Annotated in this window: 20 protein-coding genes; 12 read left to right on the top strand and 8 right to left on the bottom strand. The window is 72.2% G+C overall.

Features of this window, described 5'->3' with window-relative positions; all coding sequences use genetic code 11:
• Positions 1-60 precede the first annotated feature (60 nt).
• Together O7624_RS02705 and O7624_RS02710 are read right to left on the bottom strand one after the other, a co-directional pair.
• Entirely contained in the window at positions 61-1,236 is a 1,176-nt protein-coding gene (locus O7624_RS02705; protein ID WP_282238768.1) for a thiamine pyrophosphate-binding protein, read from the bottom strand.
• Positions 1,229-2,347: a Vms1/Ankzf1 family peptidyl-tRNA hydrolase gene (locus tag O7624_RS02710; protein WP_282238769.1), complete on the bottom strand. Its 1,119-nt coding sequence runs from the start codon at positions 2,345-2,347 to the stop codon at positions 1,229-1,231. Before O7624_RS02710 ends, O7624_RS02705 begins: the two co-directional genes overlap by 8 nt.
• A gap of 147 nt (positions 2,348-2,494) precedes the next feature.
• Between O7624_RS02710 and O7624_RS02715 the strand changes: the two genes are divergently transcribed.
• A complete protein-coding gene (locus tag O7624_RS02715) occupies positions 2,495-3,034 on the top strand; it encodes a hypothetical protein (RefSeq protein WP_093402765.1) in 540 nt (179 codons plus the stop codon).
• 48 nt (positions 3,035-3,082) lie between these two features.
• Here the strand turns inward: O7624_RS02715 and O7624_RS02720 are convergent, their stop codons facing one another.
• Positions 3,083-3,427 (bottom strand): DUF3817 domain-containing protein, encoded by a 345-nt coding sequence (locus O7624_RS02720; protein WP_282238770.1) that lies wholly within the window; start codon positions 3,425-3,427, stop codon positions 3,083-3,085.
• A gap of 87 nt (positions 3,428-3,514) precedes the next feature.
• On the opposite strand from O7624_RS02720, the gene O7624_RS02725 reads away from it, so the two are divergent.
• Together O7624_RS02725 and O7624_RS02730 are read left to right on the top strand one after the other, a co-directional pair.
• Complete coding sequence (locus tag O7624_RS02725; protein ID WP_093402763.1) at positions 3,515-4,993, top strand: glutamate--cysteine ligase; 1,479 nt, start codon at positions 3,515-3,517, stop codon at positions 4,991-4,993.
• 85 nt (positions 4,994-5,078) lie between these two features.
• Entirely contained in the window at positions 5,079-6,203 is a 1,125-nt protein-coding gene (locus O7624_RS02730; RefSeq protein WP_282238771.1) for a hypothetical protein, read from the top strand.
• A gap of 140 nt (positions 6,204-6,343) precedes the next feature.
• On the opposite strand, the gene bla is transcribed toward O7624_RS02730, so the two are convergent.
• Positions 6,344-7,258, bottom strand: a complete 915-nt coding sequence (gene bla, locus O7624_RS02735; RefSeq protein WP_282238772.1) for a class A beta-lactamase — start codon at positions 7,256-7,258, stop codon at positions 6,344-6,346.
• Positions 7,259-7,392: 134 nt separating this feature from the next.
• Between bla and O7624_RS02740 the strand changes: the two genes are divergently transcribed.
• The 5 genes from O7624_RS02740 to O7624_RS02760 all read left to right on the top strand — a co-directional run bounded on the left by O7624_RS02740 (position 7,393) and on the right by O7624_RS02760 (position 10,951).
• Positions 7,393-8,274, top strand: a complete 882-nt coding sequence (locus O7624_RS02740) for a LysR family transcriptional regulator (protein ID WP_282238773.1) — start codon at positions 7,393-7,395, stop codon at positions 8,272-8,274.
• Positions 8,271-9,176 carry a serine hydrolase gene (locus O7624_RS02745; protein ID WP_282238774.1) on the top strand — a complete coding sequence of 302 codons (906 nt, stop codon included), beginning with the start codon at positions 8,271-8,273 and terminating at the stop codon, positions 9,174-9,176. Before O7624_RS02740 ends, O7624_RS02745 begins: the two co-directional genes overlap by 4 nt.
• 139 nt (positions 9,177-9,315) lie before the next feature.
• A complete protein-coding gene (locus O7624_RS02750; RefSeq protein WP_282238775.1) occupies positions 9,316-9,744 on the top strand; it encodes a hypothetical protein in 429 nt (142 codons plus the stop codon).
• 23 nt (positions 9,745-9,767) lie between these two features.
• Positions 9,768-9,962 (top strand): helix-turn-helix transcriptional regulator, encoded by a 195-nt coding sequence (locus O7624_RS02755; RefSeq protein ID WP_275415486.1) that lies wholly within the window; start codon positions 9,768-9,770, stop codon positions 9,960-9,962.
• Positions 9,959-10,951, top strand: coding sequence for an NAD(P)-dependent alcohol dehydrogenase (locus O7624_RS02760; RefSeq protein WP_282238777.1), 993 nt, complete (start codon positions 9,959-9,961; stop codon positions 10,949-10,951). Before O7624_RS02755 ends, O7624_RS02760 begins: the two co-directional genes overlap by 4 nt.
• Before the next feature lie 25 nt (positions 10,952-10,976).
• Here O7624_RS02760 and O7624_RS02765 read toward each other — a convergent pair whose 3' ends face one another.
• From O7624_RS02765 to argG, 3 genes are all read right to left on the bottom strand, one after another.
• The gene (locus tag O7624_RS02765; RefSeq protein WP_282238778.1) at positions 10,977-11,957 is read right to left on the bottom strand and encodes a hypothetical protein; all 981 of its coding nucleotides are present in this window, start codon (positions 11,955-11,957) and stop codon (positions 10,977-10,979) included.
• 225 nt (positions 11,958-12,182) lie between these two features.
• Positions 12,183-12,512, bottom strand: coding sequence for a hypothetical protein (locus O7624_RS02770; protein ID WP_282238779.1), 330 nt, complete (start codon positions 12,510-12,512; stop codon positions 12,183-12,185).
• Between the two features lie 134 nt (positions 12,513-12,646).
• Positions 12,647-14,095, bottom strand: coding sequence for an argininosuccinate synthase (gene argG, locus O7624_RS02775; RefSeq protein WP_093402754.1), 1,449 nt, complete (start codon positions 14,093-14,095; stop codon positions 12,647-12,649).
• 194 nt (positions 14,096-14,289) lie between these two features.
• On the opposite strand from argG, the gene O7624_RS02780 reads away from it, so the two are divergent.
• From O7624_RS02780 to O7624_RS02795, 4 genes are all read left to right on the top strand, one after another.
• Complete coding sequence (locus O7624_RS02780) at positions 14,290-15,288, top strand: hypothetical protein (RefSeq protein WP_282238780.1); 999 nt, start codon at positions 14,290-14,292, stop codon at positions 15,286-15,288.
• A gap of 127 nt (positions 15,289-15,415) precedes the next feature.
• Complete coding sequence (locus O7624_RS02785; RefSeq protein WP_282238781.1) at positions 15,416-16,030, top strand: GNAT family N-acetyltransferase; 615 nt, start codon at positions 15,416-15,418, stop codon at positions 16,028-16,030.
• A 132-nt stretch (positions 16,031-16,162) separates the two neighbouring features.
• The gene (locus O7624_RS02790; protein WP_282238782.1) at positions 16,163-16,513 is read left to right on the top strand and encodes a UBP-type zinc finger domain-containing protein; all 351 of its coding nucleotides are present in this window, start codon (positions 16,163-16,165) and stop codon (positions 16,511-16,513) included.
• A 63-nt stretch (positions 16,514-16,576) separates the two neighbouring features.
• Positions 16,577-17,113, top strand: a complete 537-nt coding sequence (locus O7624_RS02795) for a hypothetical protein (protein ID WP_282238783.1) — start codon at positions 16,577-16,579, stop codon at positions 17,111-17,113.
• Between the two features lie 11 nt (positions 17,114-17,124).
• Here the strand turns inward: O7624_RS02795 and O7624_RS02800 are convergent, their stop codons facing one another.
• Positions 17,125-18,033: a LysR family transcriptional regulator gene (locus O7624_RS02800; protein ID WP_282238784.1), complete on the bottom strand. Its 909-nt coding sequence runs from the start codon at positions 18,031-18,033 to the stop codon at positions 17,125-17,127.
• Positions 18,034-18,041 lie beyond the last annotated feature (8 nt).

Genomic DNA, 18,041 nt, shown 5'->3' on the forward strand with positions numbered 1-18,041 from the left:
ACGCGGCCCGGCTTCCCGCCACGATGCGGGTTAAACAGGGCATCTCCCCACCGGACGGCATCAATCAGGGGATCTTGCCCCTTCCCCCCAACACCGACCAGCCGCCATCGCCGGTGCACCGTTGCCGTCGAGCACCATCGGGGATCCTGCTGTCTCGCCGTCGCCCGGGGCAGCAACATGCCCGATGTTGTCCCATCCCTGCCGGTTCCACGGGCCTGGGAGCAGGGCGTCCGTGACCATCTCCAGCACGCACGGGCGGTCGGCGGTCAGCGCCTCGTCCCAGGCCACGCCGACCAGCTCCGGCCGGTCGACGCGCACGCCGTGCAGGCCGAGCAACCGGGCCCAGCCGGCGTACGGGACGTCGTCGGTCATCGGCCGGTCCCCACGCCGGAGATGACCAGACCGCTTGTTGAACACCAGCACCACCAGTCGCGGGTCAGGCCACACCGACCGCCAGCGGGAAACGGTGACCAGTTCGCCCAGTCCCTGCGAGCGCATCCCCTCGTCGGTGACCAGGGCGATCACCGGCCGGTCCGGGTCGGCCAGCTTCGCGGCGACGGCGTACGGCAGGGCACCGCCGGGCGGTCCGGCCGGACCCACCACGACGTGCGCCGTCGTCTTCAGGTGTACGGCCGGCAGGGTGCCGTCGACGATCACCGCGCCGTCCGGTGGCAGCCGGGCGGACAGCTCGTCGAGTATCCAGCGGCCATCGGTTGCGGCGCGCGGCGACGCGGCCTGCACCCCGCCGACCGGTGACGGGGGAGGCAGCACCAGGCCGACCGGGCGGCGAACGTGCGCCGCGACGCGCAGCGCCTCGTCCACCAGCTCCGGCACCCGCACCGGATCGGCGGCGTACCGGACGCCGTGACACACCTCGGCGAGCAGTCGTGTCGTGAGACCCACCTCGTCGTCCGGGACCGGGCCGGGCTCGGCGACGACGGCGAGCACCGGCAGGCCGGTGCCCCGGGCGGCGTCGAGTCCCGCGAGCAGGCCGGCGGCGGCCACTCCGCCGACGGCCAGGCAGACGCCCGGGCCGCCGGTGAAGCGGGCGTGCCCGGCCGCCATCACCGCAGCGCACTCCGCGTTGCGGACGGGTACGAACTCCGGGTCGCCACCGGCGGCGTCGAGCGCCTCGACCAGTGCCGTGGCCGCCTCCTCCGGATGGCCGAAGACCCGCGGAATCCGCCCGGCCAGCAGCCGGTCGACCACCGCGTCAGCGACGCTCGGGTCAGGCACCGCCCCGTCCCGGGGTGACCGGGTCGACGTAGCGCAGCACCGCGCCCACCCCGTCCACCAGGTCGGGCGCCTCGTCGGCGCCGAGCACGGTCAGCTCGGCGTCGGTGCCCACCAGGGCACGCACCAGCGCCGCGTCGGCCCGCACCCGCTCCGGTTCGGCGACCGCGGCCAGCTGATCCGGCTCGGTGGCGATGTCGGTGGCGGCCGGGCCGATCCAGAGTTCGCCGTCGGCCGACGGGTCGTCGACGATGAGCATCGTGTCGACCTGGTTGCGCTGCAACGCGGCCACCACCGCGTCGAGTCCGGCGCCGACGTCCTCCTGCGTGCCGAAGCGGTCCAGCGCCGCGTTCACCCGCTGGTCGGCCACCTCGGCGATGGTCTGCACGGTCAGGTCGTCGAGCAGGGTCTGGTCGGCGCCGCCGGCCCGGGAACCGGCGTCGGTGCGTACCACCAGGTCCTGCCAGCGATCCGGCATCTGGGCGGCGATCATGCCGGTGGCGCGGACGTCGCCGGCCACCACCACCACCTCGGCGCCCACCCGCTCGGCCAGTTCGACGGTCGCGGCGGTGACGTCACCGGCGTTGTGATGCCATGCCTCCATCGCGGCCCGCTGGTAGCGCGACTGGGACCAGCCCCCGGGTTGGACCCGGCGCAGCTGGTAACTTTCCCGACCGACGACATGTGCCCGGCGCGGCACTCCGCCGGCACTCACCGACATCGCGTCGGCACCCGTGCGGTCGGCCAGCACCCGCACCCACGCCACCTGTTCACCACGCTGGGCCAGCAGCGGCATCACATGCGGCAGCGGGGCGTACGCGGCCAGATCCCGTCGCGGCGGGGCGGACAGGTACTCGGAGAGCACCACCTGTCCGTGGGCACCGAACACGGCCAACCCGTAGTCGCCGGGCATCGGGTCGTGTCCCCGGACCACCCGGTCGATGGCGGCCATCGTCGGCTCGTCCGCCCCCTGCTCGGCCAGTTGCCGTTGCAGGCCACGCCAACGCAGATCGAGTGCCGCGTGCGCGTCCTCGGTGTCCAGGGAGGCGTCCAGGTAGACCGAGCACCACGGGCCCGGACGCTGGTACAGCGGGCGCAGGAAGGACAGCTGCATGCTCGACCCCTTTCCAGCTCGGCCCACCGCTTACCCGCGTCAGCGTGCTTGTCACCTGCCGGCAACCGCGTGACCGGTTTTCATTCACGTCGTTCAACCCCGAGGATCGATACGATCTGTAGGCGTAGGCGGACTCTGGGTGGTGGCATGGACGCGACATCGTACTCCCGGCGCAGCCTGCACCCCACCGGGCGGATCCTCACCGCGCAGATCGTGCGCCTGATGGACGGCTACCCCCGGGAGGTGCGGGTGGGGCAGCCGGTGCTGGTGGTGGTGCTGGCCGCGGCCAGCGTGGCGGGCCTGCTGGCCAAGCTGGTACGAGCCCTGCTCTCGGCCGGCTCCGGCACGGGTCGACGCAGCTTCAAGGAGCTGAAGAAGGGACCCGAGTACCTGGTCACCCCGGTGCGCCTGCGGGACGCCGACGGCCGGCTCTACGAGGTGGAGTTGCACGGGCACCTGCCGCAGAGCGCCCTGCATCCGGCCGACCACGTTCAACTGACCCTGCGCGACCAGGGTGATCCCGACCTGGCACCGAAGATCGAACGGATCGTCAACCTCACCACGGGGCAGTTGCTCCGGCCGCGTACGGCCACCATGTGGTCGCACCTGGGGCCTCCGCTGCTGCTCCAGGCGATGCTGGGCGTGCTGGTGGTCGCGACGGTGGCCGCCTGCACGGCGGTGACCTGAGGCGGCGGCCCGGCAAGACCGACGGCACGGGGGCCAGCCGCCTCGGGCTCAGCCGACCGGAGCGGGCTCCGGGGCCGGCTCGCCGACGTCGAGCATGCCCCGCCGCCGCGCCCAACGCTCGAAGATCACGGTGGCGAACGGCGGCACCGCGCAGGCCAACGCCACGAACGTGGCCAGCAGGCTCCACCGGTGCACCCGGGCCACCGCCAGCACCAGCACCCCGTACGCGACGAAGAGCGCGCCGTGGATCGGCCCGAAGATCTGCACCCCCAGCTCGTTGCCGGGCGGGCCGTACTTGACGGCCATGCCGGCCAGCAGCCCGGCCCAGGAGATCGCCTCCGCGATCGCCGCCACCACGAACAGTCGGGTCACCTTGTCACGCACGACGGCCATGCTACGGACCTCTCCACCGGTCCCGACTTCCGCAGGTGGCATGGACGTGCGACGTTTGGGGTACCAGCGGTGACAGGGTGGTGACCTATGGGCGAGGAAGTCGGCGTACAGACCTTCAGCCGTCAGGATCGGGCTCGCTACCGGGACAAGGTGCGCCGCTGTCTCGACGTCTTCGCCGAGATGCTGCGCGAGTCCCGGTTCGACGTCGACCGGCCGATGACCGGGTTGGAGATCGAACTCAACCTGGTCGACGCCGAATCGATGCCGGCGATGCGCAACGCCGACGTGTTGCAGGCGGTGGCCGACCCGAGCTTCCAGACCGAACTCGGCCAGTTCAACGTCGAGATCAACGTGGCGCCGCGGCGGCTGTCCGGTACCGGCACCGCCGAATTCGAGGAGCACGTCCGCGCCGCCCTGAACTCGGCCGACCAACGGGCCCGCACGGTCGACGCGCAGCTGGTGATGATCGGCATCCTGCCGACCGTGCTACCGGAGCACCTGACCGCCGCCACCCTGTCGGCAAATCCCCGTTACGCGCTGCTCAACGAGCAGATCTTCGCCGCCCGGGGTGAGGATCTGCGGATCGCCATCAACGGGGTGGAGCGGCTGGCGGTCACCGCCGACACGATCACACCGGAGGCGGCGTGCACCAGCACCCAGTTCCACCTCCAGGTGGGGCCCGGCCAGTTCGCCGACTACTGGAACGCCGCCCAGGCCATCGCCGGGATCCAGGTGGCGCTCGGCGCGAACTCGCCGCTGTTCTTCGGCCGTGAGCTGTGGCGCGAGACCCGGATCCCGCTGTTCCAGCAGGCCACCGACACCCGCCCCGAGGAGATCAAGACGCAGGGCGTACGCCCCCGGGTCTGGTTCGGCGAGCGCTGGATCACCTCGGTGTTCGACCTGTTCGAGGAGAACGTGCGCTTCTTCCCGGCGCTGCTGCCGGTCTGCGATCCGGAGGATCCGTCCGAGACGCTCGCCGCCGGAGGGGTACCGACCCTCGCCGAGTTGCGGCTGCACAACGGCACCATCTACCGGTGGAACCGGCCGGTCTACGACGTGCTGCGGGGCCGGCCGCACCTGCGGGTGGAGAACCGGGTCCTGCCGGCCGGTCCGACCGTGCTGGACACCATCGCGAACGGGGCGTTCTACTTCGGGCTGGTCCGGGCGCTCGCCGAGGCCGACCGGCCGCTGTGGTCCCAGATGTCGTTCAGCGCCGCCGAGGAGAACTTCAACACCTGCGCCCGGCACGGCATCGACGCCCACGTCTTCTGGCCCGGTCTGGGTTACCTGCCGGCCGCCGAGCTGGTGCTGCGCCGCCTGCTGCCCCTGGCCCACCACGGTCTGGACCGGTGGGGTGTCGAGCCGGACGAGCGGGACCGGCTGCTCGGCATCATCGAGCAACGCTGCCTGACCGGCCGTAACGGCGCCACCTGGCAGGTGGAGACGCTGCACCGGCTGGAGTCGACGGACCAGCTGGACCGCCCGGACGCGCTGCGCCAGGTGGTCCGGCACTACGTGGAGCTGATGCACAGCAACCGGCCGGTCCACGAGTGGCCGATCCCGTGACCACCTCCCGACACAACGCGTGACGGGTCCGTCACAGTCGCTACCGTGAGTGGGTTTCGTCCGCCGGGTGGAGAGGATCCCGCCGATGCCGCGGTCACCACGTCATGCCATCCCACTCACCGTCGCCCTGCTCGTCGTCAGCCTGCCGCTGCCCGCCGCCGCGAGCCCCGGGCTCGCCCAGTCCGCCGCCCCGCGCGCCACCGCCGCCGCGCCGTCCACGTCCACGTTCGCCGCCACGTCGCACCGGGAGGAAGCCGGTCGGAGCACTGTCGACACCACTGCGGGCGAGGTACGAACCACCTTGCGCGACCGGGCCACCGGGGCCGCCGTACGAGGATGCGTGTCCCTGGTTCCCGTCGACCGTGACCGGCTCACCGTCGTGTATCAGGGCGAGCCGCAGGACGGCCGGCACGGCGGCTGCACCGGCGTTGACGGTGGCGACGTGCTCGCCAGCAACGTGCCGCCCGGCCGTTATCACCTGCTCGCCGAGCCCTACGACAACACGCAGTACGGCATGCAGTGGGTCGGTCGGCACGGCGGCACCGGGCAGCGGGAGCGCGGGGTGACGATCCGGGTGCGTCCGGGCAAGACGGTCACCGCCCCGACGGTCCGGTTCGACCCGCCGGGCACCGTCACCGGCCGGGTCACCCGCGCGGCGGACGGCACCCCGGTCTACTTCGGATACGTCCTGCCCCTGCCGGTGGTCCCGCATCCCAAGTACAGCGACTACGGTGTCATCACCGATGACGACGGTCGGTACACGCTCACCGGTCTCGGGCCGTACCGCTGGCCGTTGTACTACACCGGTCCCGGACTGGCCAGCCAGTGGTCCGGCGGGGTGGCCGACCGCCGGAAGGCCGACACCGTACGGGTCCGGTCCGGCACGTCCGTGACCAGCAATCAGACACTCGTCGCGGGCACCGTGGTCAGCGGCACCATCGCCGTCGACGAGATGCCCAACTACTCCCAGGTGATCGCCTTCCACGCGCGGACCGGCGACGTGACGGGGGTGGTCGACGTCGGCGCCGACTACACGCTGCGGCTGCTGCCGGGGCAGCGGGTGCTGCTGCGGTGCGACTGCGCGCACGCGCCCAGCCGCTGGTTCCCCAACGCGGCGGAGGTGGCCGGGGCGCAGCCGGTGCGGATCCGGCACACCCCGGTCACCGCCGACTTCGACCTGACCGGTCCCGCCACGGTGCCGACCCCCTGACGAGCGCCCGGTCCCGGCCGCGCCGCCCGTCGGCGCGGCCGGGACCGGGCCGCACACGAACCCGAGCCAGCGACCGGACCGGCCACCAGGACGACCCGCCACGGTCGCCTGGTGGCCGGGTCCAGGCTCCAGGGACCGGCTCAGCTCAGCGCGTCGAGGGTGAGCTCGGTGGCCCGGGCGAGCAGGGCGTCGTCGCGCTCGGCGTCGGGCTCGGCCCGATCGGAGAGCACGGCCAGCACGATCGGTGCCCGGTCCGGCGGCCAGATGACCGCGATGTCGTTGCGGGTGCCGTGGTCGGCCGAGCCGGTCTTGTCACCCACCGCCCAGCCCTCGGGCACACCGGCCCGGATCGTCTTGTCGCCGGTGGTGTTGCGCTTGAGCCAGTCGACCAGCAGGGCCCGGTCGTCCGGGGAGAGGGCGTCGTCGACCGCGTACGCCCGCAGCGTGGTGGCCAGGGCGCGGGGCGTACTGGTGTCACGGCGCTCGCCCGGGACGTACGCGTTGAGTTCGGTCTCCCACCGCGTCGGCTCGGTGACCTCGTCGCCGATCTCGCGCAGCGCCTGCTTGAAGCCGGAGGGACCGCCGAGCTGCTTGAGCAGCAGGTTCCCGGCGGTGTTGTCGCTGTAGCGCACCGCCGCGTCGGCGATCGCGCGCAGCGACAGGCCGGTGTCGACGTGCCGTTCCGTGATCGGCGAGTAGGTGACCAGGTCGTCGCGGGAGTAGCTGACGACCTGGTCCAGTTCCTCGGTCGAGGTCGCGGCGAGCACCGCGGCGGCGGCGAGGGCCTTGAAGGTCGAGGCGTACGCGAAACGCTCGTCGGCCCGGTGCGTGACGGTGCTGCCGCTACCGGTGTCGATCGCGTACACGCCGAGCCGGGCGTCGAACTCCCGTTCCAGCGGCGCGAAGTCGACGGTGACCGGCGCAGCGGACGCCGCCGGTTCGGACACCGTCGGCGTTGGTGTCGGCGTGGACGGGCTGCCGGGAGAGCAGCCGGCGAGCAGGCCGAGTGTCAGCGCGAGCGCGATCGCACGGGTACGGCGGTCGGTACTGGTCACAGCTGGGTCCTTCCCTCGATCAACCGGTCCACCGGACGTCGTCCGGGCAACCGGCACCCAGATTCGCAGCGCCGTCCCATGCTGTCGAAGACACCGACGACGGTACCGATGCCGAATCGGCATAGACTGCCGGCGTGGATCTGGTGGCGGCCTGCCGGGCCTTCGTGTCGGTCGGCACCCACGGCAGCTTCACCGTCGGCGCCTCGGTGGCCCGGATCCCGCAGTCGGTGGCGAGCCGACGGGTGGCGGCACTGGAGCGGCACCTCGGCGGGCAGTTGTTCGACCGCACCTCGCGCAGCGTCACGCTCACCCCGTTCGGGCGGGACATGCTCGCCTCGGCCCGGCGGATCGTGGAGTTGGCGGAGGCGATGGAGCACGACGCCGAACGGGCCCGGCTGCGCCCGTTCCGGCTGGCCGTACCGGCGGCCTGCGCGCCACGCTCGCTCGCCCGGCTGGTGGTCGAGGCCCGTCGACACGACCTGAATCTGGAACTGCGCCGGGGCGAGCCGGCGGAACGGGCCCGGCTGCGGCAGCGCCACGAGGTGCGCGCCGCGCTGCTCTGCGTACCGCCGGACGAGGCCGCGTGGCGGGTGCCGCTCGGCCTCGCGGGCGGCACCGACCCGGGTGTCGAGGTGGTGCGGCTGGAGACGCTGCGGACCCCACGGGCGAACCGACGGACCCGTCGACGTCGGGTCTGGATCTCACCTGAGGACGACGTGCCGCACGTCCGTGACCCGCTGACCCGGCTGCGCGACGCCGTCGGGTTGCAGCCGACCCAGGTGGCGGTCGCGGCGTCCGTGGTCGACGCCGCCGCCGAGGCGCTCGCCGGCACCGACCTGGTGCTCTGCTCCCCCGCCGAGGCGCGCGAACTCGGACTGCACTGGCGACCCCTTGGCGACCTGCGACCGGTCCGCGGCTACCAGGTGACGGCCGGTGTCCGAGAGGACGCCGAGCGGCTGCGTGGCGCGTTGGGGGCCGCCGTGGCGCGGTGCCTGGGCGTACCGGAGGCGGCGTGACCGTCGGCCGCCTGCTCCGCACCGCCCGGGAGACGCTGCGCGACGCCGGGCTGCGGGGCTGTCTCCTGGTCCGCGACCTCGACTCCGGCGACGAGTTGGGCCTGGACGACGACGTGGTGCTACCCGTCGCGTCGCTGGTGAAGGTGCCGTTGGCGGTGGCCACCGTGGACCGGATCGAACGCGGCGAACTCGACGGCGCCACCGCGGTCACGGTGGCCCCCGGCCGGGTGCGCACGCCCGGTCCGACCGGGTTGAGCCGGTTCCGGCACCCGGCCACCGTGGCGATCGACGACCTGCTCTACCTCAGCGTGGCGATCAGCGACGAGGGGGCCTCGGACGCGTTGTTCGCGCTGACCCCGCCCACCGTGGTCGCCGACACGCTGCGCCGTTTCGGCGTCGACGGGATCAGCGTCCGGCACCGCACCCGGGACCTCACCGACACCCCGGCCGAGCGGCTCGCGCCGGAGGTGCACCTCGCGCACTCGCTCGCCGCGTCCGCGACCACCGCCGGTCAGGGCCATCCGGTCGCCCAGCTGGACGTGGGCCGGGCCAACTCCGGCTCTGCCCGGGCCTTCGTCGAGCTGCTGCACGCGCTGTGGCGCCCGTCGCGGATACCGGCTGCGGTGGCCGCCCGGGTGCGCGAGCTGATGGGTGACAACCTGCTACGACAACGGCTCGCCCCGGACTTCAGCTCCGACAGCTCCCGGTGGTCGTCGAAGACCGGCACACTGCTCAACCTGCGGCACGAGGTCGGCGTGGTGGAACACGCCGACGGGCAGGCGTACGCCGTGGCCGCGCTGAGCGAGTCGACGGTGCCGGCGGCCGTGCAGCCGCAGGCCGAGGCGGCGCTGGCGCAGGTGGCGCGGGAGCTGCACGACGCGCTGCGCGCCGCCCGACGCTGACCCAGCTGACAGATCGCGACCCCGCTCCGCTGGCCCGCCGGGCGCCTCCACGCGCCACGCGATGTAAAAGTTCCTAGACATGATGTCAAAGACGCCTTACCCTCATGATGTCAATGATTCTTTACATCGAGGAGTCGTCGTGACGCACCAGGAGAAGCGGGCCTGGATCATGCTGGTGGTCAGCGTGGTCGGCTACGCCGTCTACGTGGCCGTGGTCCTGAGCCGGGTCGGCGACGGGCGACTGACCGCGACGCCGTACGCCGGCGTACTGCTCTGGACGGTCGGCGGCGCCATCGCCGCCAGCATGCTCCTCGAGATCGGGATCGGCATGGTGAACCCGCGCGCCTCGCGGGTCAGCGACGTCCGCGACCGGGAGATCGGGCGGTTGGGCGACCACGTCGGGCAGGCGTTCGTGGTGATCGGGGCGGTGTCGGCGATGCTCATGGCGCTGGCGCAGTGGCACTGGTTCTGGATCGCCAACGTGATCTACCTCTGCTTCGTACTGTCGGCGGTGGTCGGCTCGCTGGCGAAGGTGGTCGTCTACCGCAGGGGCGTGCCGCAGTGGTGAAGCCGACCCGCGTCACAAACAACATCCGGGCACTGCGTTTCGCCCGGGACGAGATGACCCAGGCCGAGCTGGCCGAACGGCTCGGGGTGACGCGGCAGACCGTCATCGCCATCGAGCAGGGCCGCTACTCCCCCTCGCTGGAGATGGCCTTCCGGATCGCAAACGTGTTCGGCGTACGGCTCGACGACGTGTTCCAGTACCCCGAGGAGGCACCGTGAAGGCCATCGTGTACGACCACTACGGCCCGCCGACCGGGCTGCGGCTACGCGACATCGACCGCCCCGGCGTCGGGGATCGGGAGGTGCTGGTGCAGGTCCGCGCCGCCGGGGTGGACCCGGGAGTGTTGATCTTCCTGGCCGGACGTCCCTACCTGGTACGGCTCGCCGCCGGGCTGCGCCGGCCCCGGGTGCCGGTCCTCGGCCGGGACGTGGCCGGCGTGGTGGCCGAGGTCGGCGCGCGGGTGACCCGCTTCCGGCCCGGCGACGAGGTGTACGGCACCACGCTGCGCGGGTCGTACGCCGAGTTCACGGCCACCCACGAACGGCGGCTGGCCGGCAAGCCGACGAACCTGACCTTCGCCCAGGCCGCCGCCGTACCCGTCTCCGGGATGACCGCCCTGCGCGCGGTCCGCGACACCGGCCAGGTGCGACCTGGCCACCGGGTGCTGGTCATCGGCGCCTCCGGTGGCGTCGGTGCCCAGGCCGTGCAGATCGCCAAGGCGTACGGTGCGACGGTCACCGGCGTCTGCGCCCCCGCCAAGACCGAGTTCGTCCGCTCGCTCGGTGCCGACGACGTTCTCGACTACACCCACGAGGAGATCGACCGGGACGGTCCGGTGTACGACGTGGTCGTCGACACCGGCGGCAACCGGCCGCTGTCGTTGCTGCGCCGCGCGCTCACCCCACACGGGACGCTGGCCCTGGTCGGCGGCGACTGGACCCGGGGTGCGCTGCTCGGCGGCTACGGCCGGCAGATGTTCGGGGCGCCGTTGTTGTCGACGGTCGTCGGTCACCGGCTGCGCGCCGTCAACGCCCGCGAGCGCATCGAGGACCTCGACGAACTGCGCGACCTCGTGGAATCCGGCGCGCTCACCCCGCAGGTCGACCGCAGCTATCCGCTCGCGGAGACGGCGGACGCGCTGCGCCACTTCACCGACGGGCACCCGGCCGGCAAGCTCGTCATCACCGTCTCTGGACCGGGAACGTAGGCGGTCACGTCGCTCGGCCGGCGCGCTATCGGAACAGCGTGGCGCGCCCGGCCCGGCTCCCCACCAGGCGATTCCGGGTGTCCAGGTCGTTGACCAGGTCCGTGGTACCCAGCCCGTGGGCGGTCAGGTCGACGGTGCGCCCGACCCCCCACAGGACGGGCCGTCGGACACCGGCGGCGGTGTCGGCGCTGCCGAGGACCACCCCCAGGTCGTTCACGGCGGTCGCCCGGCTCGTCGCACCGCCCAACGTGCCCAGGTCGGCCAGCACCCCGGCGCGCCAGCGGAACGCCCGGCCATTGGCCACACCAACCACGTGGCCGAGGTTGTTGATCGCCGTCGCCTGGTCGCCGACAGGGGTGACGACGCCGTCCCGCAACCGGCCACCCACGCAGGTGCACGGGTAGTCGTACGGCGAGACGTTGAAGGTGCCTACCACGTCGCCCCGGTTGTTGAACCCGGTGGTCAGCTCGTAGAAGTCCTGCCGGCCCAGGTCGATGATCGCACCGTCCTGCCACACGACACGGTGCGGGATGTCGGTGGCCGGGTTGCTCAGGCCGAGTACCTGCCCCCGGTCGTTGACGGCGACCGCCTCGCTGTAGTCGCCACCGAGGGTGCCCAGGTCGATCATCTGGCCATTCCGCCAGAGCACTGCCCGGGTGATCAGCTCAGGGCCGGTCGAGGTGCCGACCACCTCGCCGCGCTCGTTGACGTCGACAGCGGTGGACTCCACGTGCCCCGGCAACACGCCGAGGTCGGTCATCACCCCGTTGCGCCAGACGAATGCGTGCCGTGCGCCCTCGGCCGTCAGGCTCCAGCCGACGACCGTGCCGCGGTCGTTCATCGCGGTGGCGGCGCTGGCGGCACCGCCCAGGGTGCCCAGGTCGACGGCGTGGTAGGCGAGCGTGGCCGGGGCGGCGGAGGCGGCGACCGCGGGCAGGACGGTCAACGCGGACGCGACGAGCACGGTCACGGACGCGGCGGCGGACAGGCCGGTGGGATACCTCAAGGGGTCCTCCTCGGTAGGCGACGAAGACCGACGCCACCCCACCATCGTGGACAGTACGCGATCGGTCGACTACGCAAAGTAGAACCGACTTCCGGGAAAGTCACCTCGGTCGATCGGCCACGGATCGGTAACCGTGCGCCGCCCGCGACCGTTCAGGTGCCCTCAAGGCCCGCAGGCACCCACAGACGCCACGCGGCGACGCGGCGGTCGGGGTAGGTCACGACGTCAGCCGCCCGCCTGCCACACCGCCCACAGGCCGTACAGGGTCGCGACGCCCAGCGCCACCGTGCCCAACGCGACCGATCTGTGGTACTGCCCGCCCCCCGGACGGACCCGGACGGCGACGACGACAGCCACGTAGAGCACCGCCACGATCGTCGTCCAGAGCCACGCGGCCGAGATCCGCGCGTCGACCCGGCAACCGGCCGGCGCCGGATGCACCGCGGGGCAGACGTCGGAGCGCGGCACAGCCAGGTACCAGAAGCCAGCCCAGGCGAGGACCGCGACGGCGGTCGCCACCGCGACCGCCTGCCAGGGTCGGACGCCTGCCAGCACCGCCACCTCCTTGAGCGCCTCCGAAGGCGGCAAGCGTACCGGCCACGGATCGGCAGGCCGGAGACGGCACCACCCACCGCCGGGGGTGGGTGACCGTCGGCGGCGGGTGGGTGGGCTTGACCGGATCCGGTCGGTCAGTCTACGCCGAACTCCATGGCGGCGCGGTCGAGCGCCTCGTCCTCGGCCGACGGGACACCCCGGGAGGCGATCGCCTCCGCGCCGCCCTCCGGCATGGCGCCGATCAGCCCGGTCGAGGCCGCCTGGGCCGCACCGACCACCCGCTGCGGAGCGCCGCCGACCATGCCCAGGTGCGCGTACTGCTCAAGCTTGGCCCGCGAGTCGGCGATGTCGAGGTTGCGCATGGTGAGCTGACCGATGCGGTCGGCCGGGCCGAAGGCGGAGTCCGTCGTACGCTCCATCGACAGTTTGTCCGGGTGGTAGCTGAAGGCCGGCCCGGTGGTGTCCAGGATCGAGTAGTCCTCGCCCCGACGCAGCCGCAGCGTCACCTCACCGGTCACGGCGGTGCCGACCCAGCGTTGCAGCGACTCACGCAGCATCAACGCCTGCGGGTCCAGCCAGCGGCCCTCGTACATCAGCCGGCCCAGCCGGCGGCCCTCGTTGTGGTAGTTGGCCAGGGTGTCCTCGTTGTGGATGGCGTTGACCAGCCGCTCGTACGCGGTGTGCAGCAACGCCATACCGGGCGCCTCGTAGATGCCCCGGCTCTTGGCCTCGATGATCCGGTTCTCGATCTGGTCGGACATGCCGAGGCCGTGCCGGCCGCCGATGGCGTTGGCCTCCAGCACCAGGTCGACCGCGCTGCCGAACTCCTTGCCGTTGATGGTCACCGGCCGACCCTGGTCGAAGCCGATCGTCACGTCCTCGGTGGGGATCTCCACCGCCGGATCCCAGAACCGGACGCCCATGATCGGGTTGACCGTCTCGATGCCGGTGTCGAGATGTTCGAGGGTCTTCGCCTCGTGGGTGGCGCCCCAGATGTTCGCGTCGGTCGAGTACGCCTTCTCGGTGCTGTCCCGGTACGGCAGGTTCCGGGCCAGCAGCCACTCCGACATCTCCTTGCGGCCACCCAGGTCGCTGACGAAGTCGGTGTCGAGCCACGGCTTGTAGATCCGCAGCTGCGGGTTGGCCAGCAGGCCGTAGCGGTAGAACCGCTCGATGTCGTTGCCCTTGAAGGTCGAGCCGTCGCCCCAGATCTGCACGTCGTCGGAGATCATCGCCCGCACCAGCAGCGTGCCGGTGACCGCGCGTCCCAACGGCGTGGTGTTGAAGTAGGCCCGCCCGCCCGAACGGATGTGGAAGGCGCCGCAGGTCAGCGCGGCCAGACCCTCTTCCACCAGGGCCGCGCGGCAGTCGACCAGCCGGGCGACCTCGGCGCCGTAGCTGAGCGCCCGGTCCGGCACCGATGCGATGTCGGGCTCGTCGTACTGGCCGATGTCAGCGGTGTAGGCGCACGGAATGGCGCCCTTGTCGCGCATCCACGCGACCGCGACGGAGGTGTCGAGGCCGCCGGAGAAGGCGATGCCGACACGTTCACCGGTGGGCAGGGAGGTCAGGACCTTGGACACGAGGAAAAGTATGCACCACGACGTATGGTCATGCAAGCCAAATGGGATGAAGGGCCGCCGGCTACCGGGGGTCGTGGCGGGCGCGACGGCACCGGCGACCGGGTCGACGAGGGTCGAGCAAACTGAGAGTTACCAGCCCCCGCCCCATCCACCATCATCATTGCTAACCCTACGTGATGATGAGGAGCCTATCCGTGACCAACACCGACAGGCGCACCAGCCCTCCACCCGCTGACGACGAGCTCCGCGTTCCGGCCGAGACCGGCCGCACCTCGATCTTCGTCCCCGGCGAGACGCCACGTCGACGCGGGCTGATCATCGCGCTCAGCGTGCTTGCCGGCTTCCTGCTCACCGTCGTCTGGTCGGCGGAGTTCGTCGACCGGACCATCGGGGACAACGTCGCCAACACGCTGCTGGGTCACGACGCCAAGGAGACTCCGATCAGTGGGGTCGTGGCCGGCGTGCTCTTCGCGTTCGTCTCGGGCATCGCCGGCACCTTCACCGCCTGCAACGTCGCCGCCTTCGGCGCGCTCGCCCCGCTGGCCGGCACCTCCGGCGGTCGACTGAGCCGCTTCCTGGCACCGCTGCGACCGCTGGGCTGGATGGCGGTCGGCATGATCGCGGTCTCCGCCACGTACGGTGTGGTCGTCGGCCTGGTCGGGACCGCGATGCCCCAGTTCTCCACCGCCTCGAACACGGCCGGCTCACTCTCGCCGCGCAGCATCCAGTCCATGGTGGTCTTCGGCGCCATCGGGCTGATCATGATCTACCTGGGGCTGGCCGCCCTGCGGGTGGTGCCGGACCCGTTCGCCCGGATCTCCCGCCGGTATCCCAATGCGCCGCTGGTATTCATGGGCGCGCTCATCGCCGGCTTCCTGATCGGACGCCCGTTCTCGCTGTTCCGGCAGATGTTCCGCGACGCCGCGGAGAGCGGCAACCCGCTCTACGGCGCCGCCGCGTTCACCCTCCAGTCGATCGGCAACATCGTCATCATGGCGGTGCTGTTCATCCTGCTCACGTGGTTCGCCGGCAGCCGGCTCCAGCGCTGGTTCGCGGCCCGCCCGAGCCGGCTGGCGGCGACCATGGCGGTGGCGTTCCTCATCGCGGGTGCCTTCACCTTCCTCTACTGGGACATCCGTCTGCTCGCCCGCCGCGAGATCATCCCCTGGTACCCGACCGCCCCCTGGGCGTGACCGCGAACCATGCCCCGGTCGACTTCCTGACGTCGGTGCTGGCCCAGGCGAGCGTCACGCCGCCCTCGCTGGGCACGGGCCACGAAAATCACGCGCCGCGCGGGCGGACGCGTGCGATCGTGGCCCGATGCCGCAACCGGTTCTGCGTACCGATCGTCTGTTGCTGGTCCCACTCGCCGATCGGCACCTCGACCTGGAGGTCGAGTTGGACTCCGACCCGGAGGTGCTGCGCTACCTCTACGGCCGGCCCCGTACCAGGGACGAGGTGGTCACCTCGCACGCGAACCGGATGGCCCTGGCCGACAAGGTGGACGGCCTCGGCTACTGGATGGCGTTCGGCACCGACGGCGGGGCTCGCGGATCGAGGCCGCCGCAGGCCGAGGATGACGGGGAGTTCATCGGGCTGATGATGCTTCCGCCCGCGCACGGCCCCGACCAGCCGGACGATCCCGCCGTCGCCGAGCTGGGGTACCGCCTCCTGCGCCGGCACTGGCGCCAGGGTCTGGCCAGCGAGGCCTCCCGGGAACTGCTGCGACACGCCTTCGAGACGGTCGGTCAGCGCCGGGTCATCGCACAGACCATGGCCGTGAACATCGGGTCTCGTCGGGTGATGGAGTCCGTCGGCCTGCGCTACGTCCGCACCTACTTCCCGTCCTGGGACGACCCGCTGCCCGGAACCGAACAGGGCGAGGTCGAGTACGCCATCACCGGCGCAGAGTGGCGGGCCACCCGACCCGGGTGAACTGCCCGAACGTGACGGACAGCGAGGAACCAGGGCACGAACCGCGCGGCCGGACCGACGGTAGAGTTGCACGCCTGCTGCGGCGCTTCGCACGCCGCGCGATGGTGCACGCTGTGACGGAGAGGACGCGCGATGGAGGGCATCAACCCCGAGGCGCCGCCCAGCGGCCCGGGCTGTGCCGACTGTGCGGCGACCGAACCGCCGGGCTGGTGGTTCCATCTACGGCGGTGCGGCCAGTGCGGTCACATCGGGTGCTGCGACTCCTCGCCCAACCAGCACGCCAGCGCCCACCATGCCGCGACCGGGCACCGGTTCGTCCGCAGCTTCGAGCCGGGCGAGGAATGGTTCTGGGACTACGACGAGCAGGTGCTGTACGAACAGGGGCCCTCGCTCGTGGCGCCCGTCAGCCGTCCGCCGGAGCAGGGCGCACCAGCTCCGGCCGAGCGCGTGCCCGCCGACTGGAAGCGGCAGCTGCACCGCTAGGGCGCTGGCTGGGACCGGTGGTCGGGCGAGGCCCGGGTGGGCCGGCCGACCATGATGGTCGGCATGCGGGAGACCGTCGCCATCGCGCTGATCACGTCACTGTCCACGCTGACCGCCGCCGGCCTCACCGGGCTGGTCACCGCGTTCACCGGGCGTCGGCAGGTCACCGGCCAACTCACCGCCGCTCGGGAGGAGCGCGACGCGCAGCGTACGGTCCGCCGAGACCAGGCACGGCGGGACACGTACGTCGGCTTCCTGGCCGCCTGCGACCGGGCGTACCGGGCACTGGACACCGGGTGGGTCGGGCCGGACACCGCACCCGGCGAGGACGCCCCGTACCGGGCGCTGCGCGCGCTCGACGAGGCGTACAACCTGGTGTTGCTGGCCGGCCCGGACCCGGTCGCGGACGCCGCCGGGCGGACCGTGCGCAGCGTCAACGAGGAGTACGCCCAGCAGCGTCGGTTACTCCGGGAGCAGGCCACGGAAGCCACCCCGCCGGGCGAGCGGCACCGTGCCGAGCACCTCGCTGCGCTGCGCTGCCGGACCGAACGCCGCGACGCGTTCGTCGCTGTCGCGCGTGGAGCGCTGGAGCCGAGCTGACCAGCGGATCGTCAGGGGGTGATCGGGGTGGGGGCGGACTGGGCGGCGGCTCGTAGCGCGGTTACCGCCATTCGGGCCGCCGGGGTGTGCTCGACGGCGTCGTGCACCACCACGTGGATGGACCGGGTCGGTGTCGGGCGGAGCAGCCGGACGCAGGTCACCCCGTCCGGCAGGTGCGCCGCGCCGAGCGCGGGCAGCACCGTGAGGCCGATGCCGGCGGCGACGAAGGCGAGCGCGGTCCGGTAGTCGTGCGCCTCGACCCGGAAGGCCGGACGAAAACCGGCGGCGGTGCAGGCTTCCAGGAGGTTGGCACGGCACCAGCCCCGGGCGAAGTCGTTGTCGACCCAGCGCTCGTCGGCGAGGTCGACCAGGTCCGTCTCCGGCCGGTCGGCGAGGCGATGCCCGGCCGGCACCACGGCGACGTACGGGTCGTCGAGGAGGTGGTGGGCGGTGAAGCCCGAACCGGGGTCGAAGCCGGTGCCCGCCACGACCACCTGCACGTCGGCGCGCTCCTCCCGGCTGTCCGGGATGTGTTCGCGTAGTTGCAGGTCGAGCCGTACTCCGGGAAGTCCGGTGAGGATGGACCGCACCACGTGCGGCATCCACGCCGCGCCCACCGACGCGAAGTACGCGATGGACAGGGCACCGGTGCGACCGGTGCGCAGGTCGGCGATGAGCGATTCGGCCGCACCGACCCGGGCGAGCACCCGATCGGCTTCGGCGGCGAGGGCGTGCCCGGCGGCGGTGGGCCGCAGCCCTCGTCCGGCTCGGGCGAGCAGGGTGAGACCGGTCTCGCGTTGCAGTGCGGTGAGGTGCTGACTGACGGCGGAGGGGGTGTAGCCGAGGTTGGTGGCGGCGGCCTGGACCGACCCGGACGCCACGACGGAACGGAAGACGCGGAGGCGGTGAACGTCAAGCACCGCCCAAC

It is taken from the genome of Verrucosispora sp. WMMD1129 (genome assembly GCF_029581255.1).
In the GTDB taxonomy this organism is placed as follows: Bacteria; Actinomycetota; Actinomycetes; order Mycobacteriales; family Micromonosporaceae; genus Micromonospora; species Micromonospora sediminimaris.